10 protein-coding genes and 1 riboswitch are annotated in these 11940 nt (G+C 69.5%); of the genes, 4 read left to right on the top strand and 6 right to left on the bottom strand.

Annotated features, from left to right (window positions below; genetic code table 11):
- Nucleotides 1–70 precede the first annotated feature (70 nt).
- Nucleotides 71–2128: a TonB-dependent receptor gene (locus tag P6166_RS16630; RefSeq protein WP_277765552.1), complete on the top strand. Its 2058-nt coding sequence runs from the start codon at nt 71–73 to the stop codon at nt 2126–2128.
- A gap of 60 nt (nt 2129–2188) precedes the next feature.
- On the opposite strand, the gene P6166_RS16625 is transcribed toward P6166_RS16630, so the two are convergent.
- The gene (locus P6166_RS16625) at nt 2189–2488 is read right to left on the bottom strand and encodes a hypothetical protein (RefSeq protein WP_277765551.1); all 300 of its coding nucleotides are present in this window, start codon (nt 2486–2488) and stop codon (nt 2189–2191) included.
- A gap of 180 nt (nt 2489–2668) precedes the next feature.
- On the opposite strand from P6166_RS16625, the gene P6166_RS16620 reads away from it, so the two are divergent.
- Together P6166_RS16620 and P6166_RS16615 are read left to right on the top strand one after the other, a co-directional pair.
- On the top strand, nt 2669–3901 hold the full coding sequence (locus P6166_RS16620) for an MFS transporter (RefSeq protein WP_277765550.1): 1233 nt from the start codon (nt 2669–2671) through the stop codon (nt 3899–3901).
- A gap of 94 nt (nt 3902–3995) precedes the next feature.
- Complete coding sequence (locus P6166_RS16615; protein WP_277765549.1) at nt 3996–5069, top strand: linear amide C-N hydrolase; 1074 nt, start codon at nt 3996–3998, stop codon at nt 5067–5069.
- Here the strand turns inward: P6166_RS16615 and P6166_RS16610 are convergent.
- Nucleotides 5066–5494, bottom strand: a complete 429-nt coding sequence (locus P6166_RS16610) for a VOC family protein (protein ID WP_277765548.1) — start codon at nt 5492–5494, stop codon at nt 5066–5068. The genes P6166_RS16615 and P6166_RS16610 overlap by 4 nt on opposite strands.
- Nucleotides 5495–5596: 102 nt before the next feature.
- A riboswitch (cobalamin riboswitch) is annotated at nt 5597–5835 on the top strand.
- Between the two features lie 196 nt (nt 5836–6031).
- On the opposite strand from P6166_RS16610, the gene metE reads away from it, so the two are divergent.
- The gene (gene metE, locus P6166_RS16605) at nt 6032–8323 is read left to right on the top strand and encodes a 5-methyltetrahydropteroyltriglutamate--homocysteine S-methyltransferase (RefSeq protein ID WP_277765547.1); all 2292 of its coding nucleotides are present in this window, start codon (nt 6032–6034) and stop codon (nt 8321–8323) included.
- Nucleotides 8324–8361: 38 nt separating this feature from the next.
- Here the strand turns inward: metE and P6166_RS16600 are convergent, their stop codons facing one another.
- The 4 genes from P6166_RS16600 to gltX form a co-directional block, all read right to left on the bottom strand.
- The gene (locus tag P6166_RS16600; RefSeq protein WP_277765546.1) at nt 8362–8862 is read right to left on the bottom strand and encodes a hypothetical protein; all 501 of its coding nucleotides are present in this window, start codon (nt 8860–8862) and stop codon (nt 8362–8364) included.
- Nucleotides 8863–9039: 177 nt separating this feature from the next.
- A complete protein-coding gene (locus P6166_RS16595; protein ID WP_277765545.1) occupies nt 9040–9720 on the bottom strand; it encodes a hypothetical protein in 681 nt (226 codons plus the stop codon).
- A gap of 109 nt (nt 9721–9829) precedes the next feature.
- Nucleotides 9830–10324: a Fur family transcriptional regulator gene (locus tag P6166_RS16590; protein ID WP_277765544.1), complete on the bottom strand. Its 495-nt coding sequence runs from the start codon at nt 10322–10324 to the stop codon at nt 9830–9832.
- Nucleotides 10325–10352: 28 nt separating this feature from the next.
- Nucleotides 10353–11759: a glutamate--tRNA ligase gene (gene gltX / locus P6166_RS16585; protein WP_277765543.1), complete on the bottom strand. Its 1407-nt coding sequence runs from the start codon at nt 11757–11759 to the stop codon at nt 10353–10355.
- Nucleotides 11760–11940 lie beyond the last annotated feature (181 nt).

Here is an 11940-nt window from a genome sequence, read left to right as displayed (position 1 = left end):
CTTTCGCCCCGGCCCACGTTCCAAGCATCGCCGTGCCCGTCCATTGATACAACATAACAAGAAGACCCCCATGTCCCAGAACGCCCTCCCCGCCCGCCGTACGCCGCTGTGCCTCGCGCTTGCCGCGCTGCTGTTCGCTCCCACGCTCGCGCTGGCCGACGACACGCCCGCCGCCTCCGACCCGCCGACCAGCGATTCGCGCCACGACGGCGACGCCGCCGCCGGCCGCCACGTGAAGGACCTGGATGGCGTCACCGTCACCGCCAACCCGCTGGGCGGCACCGCCGCCGAACTGAGCCGCCCGGTCGAAGTGCTGGCCGGCGAGCGGCTGGACGAAGCGCGCGGCGCCAGCCTGGGCGAGACCGTCGCCGGGCTGCCGGGCGTGCAGACCTCCAACTTCGGGCCCGGCGTGGGCCGCCCGATCATCCGCGGCATGGACGGCCCGCGCGTGGCCATCGTCAGCGGCGGCCTGGCCACGCAGGACGTCTCCACCGTGAGCCAGGACCATTCGCCCGCCATCGAGCCTTTCCTGGCCGACCAGATCGAAGTGCTCAAGGGCCCCTCGACGCTGCTCTACGGCTCCGGCGCCATCGGGGGCGTGGTCAACGTGGTGGATGGGCGCATCGCCGAGACGCCGGTGGACGGCCTGAGCGGCCGCGCCGAAGTGCGCTTCGACGCCGGCGACAAGGACGGCAATACCGACATGTTTCGCCTCGATGCCGGCAACGGCTCGGGCCTGTCGATCCACGCCGATGGCGTGTACCGCAACCTCAACGACTACGACACGCCCAAGGGCCGCCAGGCCAACAGCTTCGTCGACGGCAAGTCCGGCGCGATCGGCGCCTCGATGTCCGGCGACTGGGGCTTCGTGGGTGCGTCGGTCTCGCGCTTCCGCGACACCTACGGCAATCCCGGCGAGCCGGGCGACCTGGCCGCCGGCGAGCGCGGCGTGTGGCTGGACATGAAGCAGGACCGCTACGAACTGAAGGGCGGCCTCAACGATCCGTTCGGCGAAGGCAGCGGCCTGCGCTACAGCTTCGGCCACACCGACTACGAACACACCGAGTGGGAAGGCGACGAGCCCGGCACCACCTTCAGCAAGCGCGCCAACGAAGGCCGCGTGGAAGCCTCGTTCGCGTTCGGCGGCGGCTGGAAGACCGCCTTCGGCGTGCAGGGCAGCGACTCCACCTTCGCCGCCGTCGGCGAGGAAGCGTTCGTGCCGAAGACCGACACCCGCGCGATCGGTGTGTTCGGCGTGGCGCGCAACACGTGGGGCCGCTTCCAGGCCGACCTGGGCGCGCGCGTGGACCAGGTCAAGTACGAGACCGAGACCGGCCTGTCGCGCGATTTCCACCCAGGCAGCATCTCGCTCAGCGGTGGCCTCCGCCTCAACGAGCAGTGGCGCCTGACCGCCAACCTCGACCACGCCGAACGCGCGCCGGCCGAGGAGGAACTGTTCGCCGACGGCCCGCACATCGCCACGCTCTCCTACGAGGTCGGCAACCCGGACCTGAAGAAGGAAGCGGCCAACCAGCTCGAGCTCGGCCTGAACTACCAGAGCGACTGGGTCGATGCGAAGGTGTCGGCGTACTACAACCGCTACAACGATTTCATCTATCTCGCCGACACCGGCGGCCAGTGGTACTTCGACGAAGAGGACGAGTACCTGCCGATCCGCCAGTGGTCGCAGGCCGATGCGATCTTCCACGGCTTCGAGGGCGAGGCCACGTTCCACCTCGCCAACAACGAGACCGGCGCCTGGGACCTGCGCGTGTTCGGCGACACCGTGCGTGCGCGCCTGGACGAAGGCGGCAACCTGCCGCGCATCGCGCCTTCGCGCTTCGGCGCGCAGTTCCGCTGGGAGGCCGAGCGCTGGCGCGCCTCGCTGGGCGCCACCCGCTACGCCAAGCAGGACAAGGTGGCCGAAGGCGAGACGCCGACCGATGGCTACACGATGGTGGATGCCCACGTCGCCTACCACGTGGACAGCGGCGCGACCGCGTGGGAAGTGTTCCTGGACGGCAACAACCTCACCAACCAGGATGCGCGCGTGCACACCTCCTTCCTCAAGGACGACGTGATGCTGCCGGGCCGCAACGCGAGCTTCGGCGTGCGCCTGTTCTTCTGACGCGTCCCTCTCTCCGCGCGTCGGACGGCCGCCCTTCGGGGCGGCCGTTTTGCGTCGGCCTCAGCGCAGGTGCAGCCCCACGCGACGCCGCGCGTGGGTCGGCGGGCAGGCCACGCGCAGCGCGACGATGCCGCTGCCCAGCGCAGCCAGCCCGCCGATGAAGAAGATCAGCGCGATGCCCGGCGCCCCCAGGCCCTCTCCTTCGGCCAGGGTGCAGCCCTCGTAACGCGGTGCGCCGTTGGCCGCGCGCAACAGGCAGCTTTCCGCGCCGGCGGCCAGCGTGGCGGGCGGGCGCGCCACCAACAGCGCACCCACCAGCAACACCAGGCCGGCGGCGAACAGGGCAAGTCCGTGCTTCATGGCGCGACTCCATCCGAAGATCGGGGCGAAATCTGGCCAATCCCGCCGCCGCGGACAACGGCCACGCGACGAAACCGGGCAAAGCGGGTGCGGAACCGGCCCGCATCGTCCCGGAGCCGGCACGCTGTGGCGCGCCCGATACGGGTTTGCGCGGCCGCCGGCACGCTCTATCGTGCCGGCATGGACGCCCTCGCCTCCCCGCCCCACGCCACGCCCCGGGTCCACTGGGGGCTGCTCGTCACCGCCTCGGCGGTACTGATGCTCACCATGGGCGTGCGCCAGACCACCGGCCTGTTCGTGGCGCCGATTCATCGCGATACCGGCATCGGCATCGCGGCGATCAGCTTCGCGCTGGCGGTGGGCCAGGTCGTCTGGGGCGCGGTGCAGCCGCTGTTCGGCGCGCTGGCCGACCAGCGTGGCCCGCTGCCCGTGGTGGCCGGCGGCGGCGTGCTGCTGGCGATCGGCCTGGGCGTCACGCCGTGGATCGCCAGCCCGTGGGGGCTGGTGTTCGGCCTGGGCCTGCTCGCCGCGGCGGGCGCCGGCGCGGGCAGCTTCTCAGTGCTGATCGGCGCCACGGCCCACCGCCTGCCCGCGCCGCGCCGCTCTTTCGCCGCCGGCCTGATCAACGCCGGCGGCTCGCTGGGCCAGTTCGCCTTCGCGCCGCTGGTGCAGTGGATGATCGGCGCCGCCGGCTGGGCGATGGCAATGACCGCGCTGGCGATGCTTTCCCTGCTCACCTTGCCGCTGGCGTGGCCGCTGCGCGGGCGCCCGCCGGCGCACGACCCGCAGGCCGCGGCCGACGCCGGCCTGCGCGCGCAATTGCGCGTGGCGATGCGCGACCGCAGCTACTGGTGCCTGCACCTGGGCTTTTTCACCTGCGGGCTGCACATCGCCTTCCTGGTCACGCACTTGCCGGGCGAAGTGGCGTTGTGCGGCCTGCCGGCGAGCGTCTCGGCGGCATCCATCGCGCTGATCGGCCTGTTCAACGTGGCCGGCAGCCTGGTCGCCGGCAAGTTGGGCGAGCGCTTCCGCATGAAGTGGCTGCTGTTCGCGATGTACGCCAGCCGCGCGGTGCTGATCGCGCTGTACCTGATGGCGCCGCCCACGCCGTGGACGTTCTACCTGTTCGCCGCCGCGCTGGGCTTTACCTGGCTGGCGACGGTGCCGCCCACCGCCGGGCTGATCGGCAAGCTGTTCGGCCCGCGCTACCTCGGCACGCTGTTCGGGCTGACCCTGCTCTCGCACCAGATCGGCGGCTTCTTCGGCGCCTGGCTAGGCGGCGTGGCACTGGAGCACTTCGGCAACTACACGTGGATGTGGTACGCCGACATGGCGCTGGCCGCCGCCGCGGCGCTGGTCAACCTGCCGATCCGCGAACGCCCCGTGCCGCGCGCCATGGCCGAGTGCCACTGAGGCCGAACGCGCCGGCCACCCTCACGGATTCTTCATCCCGCCGTCGCGGTGGTGCGTTTCTACTGCGGCGCGAGCCTGCCAGAAGGAACCTGCCATGACGCACCGGATCCGCCGCCTCGCCCTTGCCCCCTGCGCCGCGCTGCTCGCCACCGTGGCCGCCGCGCTCGCCACGCCCAATGCCCACGCCTGCACCCGCGCGGTGTACCTGGGCGCCGACGGCGACGTGGTCACCGCCCGCTCGATGGACTGGAAGAACGACGTCGCCAGCAACCTGTGGATCTTCCCGCGCGGCATGGCGCGCACCGGGGAAGGCGGCCCGAACACGCCGAAGTGGACGTCGCGGTACGGCAGCATCGTCACCACCGGCTACGACGTCTCCACCACCGACGGCGTCAACGAGAAGGGCCTGTCCGCGCAATTGCTGTGGCTGGTGGAATCGCAGTATCCGGCTTACCGCAAGGACAAGCCGGCGCTGTCGATCGCGCTGTGGGCGCAGTACGTACTGGACCAGTACGCCACCGTGGCCGAAGCGGTGGAGGCATTGCGCAAGGAGCCGTTCTTCATCGTCACCGACAACGTGCCCGGCGAGCAGCGGCTGACCACGTTGCACCTGTCGATGTCCGATGCCAGCGGAGACAGCGCCATCATCGAGTACATCGGCGGCCGGCAGGTGATCCACCACGGCCGCCAGTACCAGGTGATGACCAATTCGCCCACGTTCGACGAACAACTCGCGCTCAACGCGTACTGGAAGGCCATCGGCGGCACCACGATGCTGCCCGGCACCAACCGTTCGGCCGACCGCTTCGCGCGCGCCTCGTTCTACATCAATGCCATTCCCAAGAGCGAGGACCCGGTGGTGGCGCTGGCGAGCGTGTTCAGCGTGATCCGCAACGCCTCGGTGCCCTACGGCCTGAATACCGAGGAGGAACCCAATATTTCCTCCACCCGCTGGCGCACCGTGGTGGACCACAAGCGCATGCTGTACTTCTTCGAATCGGCGCTGACGCCCAACACGTTCTGGGTCGACCTCAAGCGCGTGGACTTCTCGCGGGAAACCGGCAAGGTGCTCAAGCTGGACCTGGGGCCGAACCAGCGCAACGTGTTTGCCGGCGAAACGCTGGATCGCTTCGTGCCCGCCGAGCCGTTCCGGTTCCTGGGGATCTAGAACGTCACTTCCACCGACGCGGCGCTGCGCCGCGCCGGCCCGTGGTACACCGCCTCGATGTTGTTGCCGTCCGGGTCGATCGCGAACGCGGCGTAGTAGCCCGGGTGATACGGGCGTTCGCCCGGCGCGCCGTTGTCGGTGCCGCCCGCGGCCAGCGCCGCGCGGTGGAAGGCCTGCACCATGGCCTCGTCCTTCGCCTGGAAGGCAAGGTGGTGCCGGCCGGTCAGCTCGCCGAGCCCGGCGTCCGAATCCCTGCTGGAGACGAACAGCTCGTCGGCCCAGAAATAGCCCTCGCCCTCCCCGCCGATCGGCACGCCCACCGCCTCCAGCACGGCCCCGTAGAAGCGGCGGCTGGCGGGCAGGTCGCGCACGATGAGGTGTACATGGTCGAACAGGCGGCCGCGGTGCAGGTGCTGGGTTTCCATGGCGATGCTCGCAGGTCACGGGACCTCTCTGATACCAGAGGCCGGTTGCATATCGGGTCAAGGCGCCGCGCGCGCGCCATTGACGGATCGCCCGCCAGCGCCTAACGTCCACTTCGCGCAGGTATCCATCGCTTCATCCCAATGAAGCGATGGATTTAATCGGGAATCCGGTGAAGGCTGGTGTTCCAGCCCATTCCGGAGCTGCCCCGCAGCGGTGAATGGAAACGACCCCCGCCATATGCACTGGGCCTGGCGCCTGGGAAGCGGCGGGCAGTAGGCCCCCATGCCACGGCATGGACTGTCCATCAGCCCGAATACCGGCCTGGGCCGGCGGCCGCGTGCCGTCGTTTCGACCTGGCGCCCCGCGGGGGGTGGCGGGAGCCCGTGGCCGGCCGATCCGGACGCGGCCTTCCGTCCTGCCCGCGTGTTGCCGGTTCGCCCGCGGGGGCGGAGGTCGCTGGCGGGGCGTCGCACGCGAAAGTGGGCGCGCACCGCGGTTCCTTCGTTCCTCACTGCCCATGCAATGAGGATCTTTCAATGACGATCGTGACCCACCTCGGCTTCCCGCGCATCGGTGCGCGGCGCGAGCTGAAACAAGCCCTGGAAAGCCACTGGCGCGGCGAGACCGGGCCGGAAGTGCTGCGCGAGCAGGCACGCCAGCTGCGCGCGCGGCACTGGCGGATGCAACGCGCCGCCGGCGTGGACGTGCCACCGAGCAACGACTTCAGCCTCTACGACCACGTGCTCGACACCGCCTTCGCCTTCGACGCGATTCCCGAGCGCTACCGCCCGTTGCTCGAACCCGAGCCGCTCGCGGCGTACTTCGCGATGGCGCGCGGCCACCAGGCCTGCGGCATCGACGTGCACGCGCTGGAAATGACCAAGTGGTTCGACACCAATTACCACTACCTGGTGCCGGAGCTGCATGCCGGGCAGGCGTTCCGCCTGCGTTCGCGCAAGGCGGTGGAGGAGTATCGCGAAGCCCGCGGGATCGGCATCGAGACGCGGCCGGTGCTGCTGGGCCCGGTCACCTTCCTGCTGCTCTCCAAGACCATCGACGGCAGCGACCGCTGGGCCCTGCTCGATGCCTTGCTGCCGGCCTACGCCCAACTGCTGGGCGAATTGCGGGCCGCCGGCGCGGCCTGGGTGCAGCTGGACGAGCCGGCGCTGGTGCTCGACCTGGACGAGGCCGCGCGCGCGGCCTTCACCCGCGCCTACACCTACCTCGCCGATGTCGCACGGCCGCAGGTGCTGCTGGCCACCTACTTCGGCGCGCTCGACGACAACCTGGCGCTGGCCACGGCGTTGCCGGTCGATGGCCTGCATATCGACCTCGTGCGTGGCCGCGCGCAGCTCGATGCGGTCTTGCGTGCGCTGCCCGCCGAGCGCGTGCTCTCGGCCGGCCTGGTGGACGGCCGCAACATCTGGCGCGCGCGCCTGGACGAAGCGCTGACCCTGGCCCGCTACGCGCGGGGCCATCGCGGCGCCGACCGGCTCTGGCTGTCGGCCTCGTGTTCGCTGCTGCACGTGCCGGTGGACCTGGCGCAGGAAAAAACGCTCGACGCCGAACTGCGCGGCTGGCTGGCCTTCGCCGTGCAGAAACTTGAGGAGCTGCGCACGCTGGCCGATGTGCTCGATGGCCGCCGCGATGCCGACGGCGCGCTGCACGGCTCGCGTGCCGCGCAAGATGCGCGCCGGCGCTCGCCGCGCGTGCACCGCGCCGAGGTCGCCCGGCGCGAAGCCGCGCTGGACGAGGCGGCAACCCGGCGCTCGAAGCCTTTCGCCGAGCGCGCGCTACTGCAGCAAGGCGTGCTGAACCTGCCGCGCTATCCCACCACCACCATCGGCTCGTTCCCGCAGACCGCCGAGGTGCGGCAGGCGCGCGCCCGCTTCCTGTCGGGCAAGCTGGACGAAGCCCGCTACGACGCCTTCATCGCCGCGCAGATCGAGCACTGCGTGCGCTTCCAGGAGAAGATCGGCCTGGACGTCCTGGTGCATGGCGAGTTCGAACGCAACGACATGGTGGAGTACTTCGGCGAGCGGCTGGACGGCTTCGCCTTCACCCGCCACGGTTGGGTGCAAAGCTATGGCTCGCGCTGCGTGAAGCCGCCGATCATCTACGGCGACGTGGCGCGCCCGGCGCCGATGACGGTGCGCTGGTCGCAGTACGCACAATCGCTCACCACGCGACCGATGAAAGGCATGCTGACCGGACCGGTGACGGTGCTGCAGTGGTCGTTCGTACGCGACGACCAGGAACGCGCGCGTACTTGCCGGCAGATCGCGCTGGCGCTGCGCGAGGAGGTGCGCGACCTGGAAGCGGCAGGCATCGGCGTGATCCAGATCGACGAGCCGGCCTTGCGCGAAGGCTTGCCGCTGCGGCGGGGCGAATGGCAGGCGTATCTCGACTGGGCAGTGGAAAGCTTCCGCATCGCCGCCAGCGGCGTGCGCGACGAGACGCAGATCCACACGCACATGTGCTACGCCGAGTTCAACGACATCATCGAGGCGGTGGCGGCGCTGGATGCGGACGTGATCTCGATCGAGACCTCGCGCTCGCGGATGGAGCTGCTGGATGCCTTCGTGCGTTTCCGCTACCCGAACGCCATCGGGCCGGGCGTGTATGACATCCATTCGCCGCGGGTGCCCTCGGTGGCTGACATCCTGGGACTGCTGCAGCGCGCACGCGATGTGCTCGCGCCGGAACAGCTGTGGGTCAATCCGGATTGCGGCCTGAAGACGCGCGGCTGGGCAGAGGTGGATGTCGCCTTGCGCGCGATGGTGCATGCGGCGCTGCGGCTGCGAGGGGAATCGCGGCAGGTGGCTTAGTGGCACGGGACGCGGCGGGCCAACACCCGTCGCGTTCCTCAACGAAGCGGCAAGCTGGCCCGAAATGCTTTCAACAAGGTCTGCCTGGCTTCACCGCCGCACTGGCGCGAGCTGACATGGAAGCGGCCATCCACGCAAGCTTCGAAATACGCCTCGCCGGTGTCCGCGCATGCCAGCGAACCCGGCTGCTCGCCCCAGATGGCTTCGCCCGACCAGGCGTGTTGTATCTGCGCCAATCCCGCGCGCGCCATCGACAAGTGCTGTACGCGCGGCGTCGCGGGGTGTTCTGCCGGCGCGAGCTCGACGACCGTGACGTCGACGGTCTCGTGCGGCCGCGGCACGAAGTCGAGCCGGTAGAGCTTCCAGGGGATGCGCTGCCCGACCGTGTCGATGAGCGCCACGTAATGTTCTTCCGGCTGATCCGGGCCGCCACAGGTGGACTGCAGCGACCCCGCATAGCCCGTGCGCAGCACGCCCTGCGCGTCGTGCATCGTCTCCGCCCAGTGAAACAATTGCCGCGCCTGGGGGGGCACCGACATCCCAGTTGTTCTGGGGCAGCACCAGCCAGCGTGGTGCCATCGGAGCCGGGGGCGATCGCGATGCCAGCCACAACGCAAGCAGCGCGGCCAACGCAAGGACGCCTGCAAAGAACGCGATCCACGCGATGCCAATCCCGCGGTTGTTCGGTGCGGCGTCTCGCGTTCCCACGATGTCTCCTAGCGCGGTGACGGCAATTGGTGACGGAACAGGGACAGCACGCGGGCCGCCTGTTCCGCGCCGTAACCGCAGGAACGTTGGCTGACGAAGTAGCGACCGTCCACGCACGCCTCCAATAGCGTGAAGGGGCCATCGCGGCATATGCGCTCATCCACGGGCAGCGGCCCCCACAATTCCGGCGCGGACAGCGCCTGTCGAATCCCTTCCAGGGAAGCCTTGGAGATCCGCGCCTCGCTTCGCTTAGGCGGCGAAGCCGGCGGCAAGGAGGGGGCGATGAACGGCGCCTCCACCACCCTCACCCGCACGGTGTCACCTCCGGGAATCAGTTCGATACGCCAAGGCGGCGGGCGCAGCGACAATGAGGACTCCGTCATGCGCGCGATGTAGACCTCTCGCGGCTGCCGGCGGTCCTCCTGGCGATCTTCCCTCCCGCATCGAAAAGCCAGGGTTCCATAGACATCGCCGTGTGGCTGTCCATCGGCGTCATCGTAGGTCAGCGCGCCAGCGAGCAACCGGCGCGACTCGGGATCACGCGCGTCCATGAGCGTTTGCGGCAGCGTGATCCAGGCGGCGGGCGGAATCGCACGTTCGCTTGTGCGGGCCGGGGTTCGCGCGGCAAGAACCACCAGGGCCACCAGCACGCCCAAGCCCACCAGCACCGATATCACCCTGCGGTCCATTCCCCCTCCCGGGCCCGAACGCCTTTCCGCGGAGAATAGCGAAGAACGTGCCCGCCCCAGAAGGCAGGCTGCCGGACAGGCCGGCTACCGGGACGCTACGGGTCGCCTTCTACGCCGCCGCCGCGCACTTCGCACACAAGCCATGCACTTCCAGCGTCTGCGCCTGCGGCTGGAAGCCCAGCGCCTTGGCGCGGGCATCGAGCTGGGCGACCACCTCGCGGTCCTCCAGCTCCACCGCGCTATGGCAGCGATCGCAGATCAGGAACGGTACCGAGTGCTGGCTGCTGTTGGGGTGGTGGCAGGCCACGAACGCATTGACCGATTCGAGCTTGTGCACGAACCCATTGGCCATCAGGAAATCCAGCGCGCGATACACCGTGGGCGGGGCGTCGGCGCCGACGCTCTTGCCCTCGCGCACCCATTCCAGCAATTCGTAGGCCTTCACCGGCTTGCCGGCATCGGCGATCAGCCGCAGCACGTTGCCGCGGATCGGCGTCAGGCGCAGCCCGCGCTCGGCGCACGCACGCTCCACCGCGGCCACGAACGCATCGGCGCTGTGGACGTGGTGGTGCGGATCGGTGCAGGCGTGCTTGGTAGCGGGCATGGCGACCTCGGATCGGGGCGGGCGCGGCTCAAACGGCCGTACGTACCTTGATAAGCGCCGCATCGATGCGTTTCAAGGCCTCGTCGTGCCCGGCCAGGTACACCGTATGGGAAATATCCGGGCTCACCTGGGTGCCGGTGATGGCCACGCGCAGCGGCTGGGCCACCTTGCCCATGCCGAGCTCCAGCGCCGCCGCGGCGTCGTGCAGCGCCTGGGAGACGTTCTCCACGGTCCAGCTGCCCACGTCGGCCAGCAATTCGCGGGCCTTGACCAGCGGGGCTTCCGCGGCGGGCTTGAGATGCTTGGCCACCGCGTCGCCGTCGTAGTGCTCCAGCGGCTGGTACCACACCGCCGCGCGCTCGGCCATTTCCTTCAACGTCTGTACGCGGTCGCGCAGCGCCACCACCACGTCGGCGGCGGCTGGGCCGCGGCCCAGCGGCAGGTCGAGCTTGCGCAGCTGGTATTCCAGCTGCGGCGCGATCGTCGCCGGGTCGTCGGTCTTCAGGTAGTGCTGGTTGACCCAGCCAAGCTTGGCCATGTCCAGGCGCGCGGCCTTGGAATTGACGTCCTTGACGTCGAACAGCTCGACCAGTTCCTGGCGCGAGAACAGCTCCTGGTCGCCATGCGACCAGCCCAGGCGGGCCAGGTAATTGATCAGCGCGTGCGGCAGGTAGCCGGCATCCTTGTACTGCATCACGTCGGCGGCGCCGGTGCGCTTGGACAGCTTGGCGCCCTGCTCGTCGAGGATCATCGGCATGTGGGCGAACTTCGGCACCGGCGCGCCCAGCGCTTCGTAGATGTTGATCTGGCGCGGGGTGTTGTTGATGTGGTCATCGCCGCGGATGACCTCGGTGATGCCCATGTCCCAATCGTCGACCACGACGGCGAAGTTGTACGTCGGGTAGCCGTCCGGGCGGAAGATCACCATGTCGTCGAGCTCGCTGTTGGCGATCTCGATGCGGCCCTTGATGAGGTCGTCGAAGGCGACCACGCCGTCGAGCGGGTTCTTGAAGCGGATGACGCGGTTGGGGTCATCGCGGAAGGGCAGGTTCTGCTCGCGCGCGGCGCCGTTGTAGCGGGGCTTTTCCTGCTTGGCCATGGCGGCCTCGCGCATGGCGTCGAGTTCCTCGCGGGTCTCGTAGGCGTAGTAGGCCTTGCCCTCGGCGATCAGCTGTTCGGCCACGGCCTTGTAGCGCTCGACGCGGTGGGTCTGGTAGATCGGGCCTTCGTCGTAGTCCAGGCCGAGCCACTCCATCGCCTCGAGGATGGCATCGATGGCCGCCTGGGTGCTGCGTTCGCGGTCGGTGTCCTCGATGCGCAGCACGAATTCGCCCCCGCGGTGGCGCGCCTCCAGCCAGCAGTACAGCGCGGTGCGCGCGCCGCCGATGTGCAGGTAGCCGGTGGGACTGGGGGCGAAGCGGGTGCGGCAGGTCATGGAGCGCTCTGGCGGGGCGGGGATGGGGGGATTTTACCTGGGTGGGGGTTTTTGAGGGCGCGCTTGTGTGGTTGTGCGGGGCGGCTGTGCGGGCGGCTGTACGGCTTACGGTGCGGGCACCGGTCTGGCGGGTATGGTCGTCACGGCTCAGCAGACATCCATGTCCGATTCGCCGCCGCGG

It is taken from the genome of Stenotrophomonas sp. HITSZ_GD (assembly GCF_029543105.1).
GTDB lineage: Bacteria > Pseudomonadota > Gammaproteobacteria > Xanthomonadales > Xanthomonadaceae > Stenotrophomonas_A.
Note: the sequence above shows the minus strand (reverse complement) of the source record. Positions and strands in the feature narration are given on the sequence as shown.

Excerpts from the sequence above, each read along its gene's own strand:
- P6166_RS16595 (WP_277765545.1), bottom strand. The coding sequence starts at position 9,720 with ATGGACCGCAGGGTGATATCGGTGCTGGTGGGCTTGGGCGTGCTGGTG.
- P6166_RS16625 (WP_277765551.1), bottom strand. The coding sequence starts at position 2,488 with ATGAAGCACGGACTTGCCCTGTTCGCCGCCGGCCTGGTGTTGCTGGTG.
- P6166_RS16610 (WP_277765548.1), bottom strand. The coding sequence starts at position 5,494 with ATGGAAACCCAGCACCTGCACCGCGGCCGCCTGTTCGACCATGTACAC.
- P6166_RS16615 (WP_277765549.1), top strand. The coding sequence starts at position 3,996 with ATGACGCACCGGATCCGCCGCCTCGCCCTTGCCCCCTGCGCCGCGCTG.
- P6166_RS16620 (WP_277765550.1), top strand. The coding sequence starts at position 2,669 with ATGGACGCCCTCGCCTCCCCGCCCCACGCCACGCCCCGGGTCCACTGG.
- P6166_RS16590 (WP_277765544.1), bottom strand. The coding sequence starts at position 10,324 with ATGCCCGCTACCAAGCACGCCTGCACCGATCCGCACCACCACGTCCAC.
- P6166_RS16630 (WP_277765552.1), top strand. The coding sequence starts at position 71 with ATGTCCCAGAACGCCCTCCCCGCCCGCCGTACGCCGCTGTGCCTCGCG.
- gltX (WP_277765543.1), bottom strand. The coding sequence starts at position 11,759 with ATGACCTGCCGCACCCGCTTCGCCCCCAGTCCCACCGGCTACCTGCAC.
- P6166_RS16600 (WP_277765546.1), bottom strand. The coding sequence starts at position 8,862 with ATGTCGGTGCCCCCCCAGGCGCGGCAATTGTTTCACTGGGCGGAGACG.
- metE (WP_277765547.1), top strand. The coding sequence starts at position 6,032 with ATGACGATCGTGACCCACCTCGGCTTCCCGCGCATCGGTGCGCGGCGC.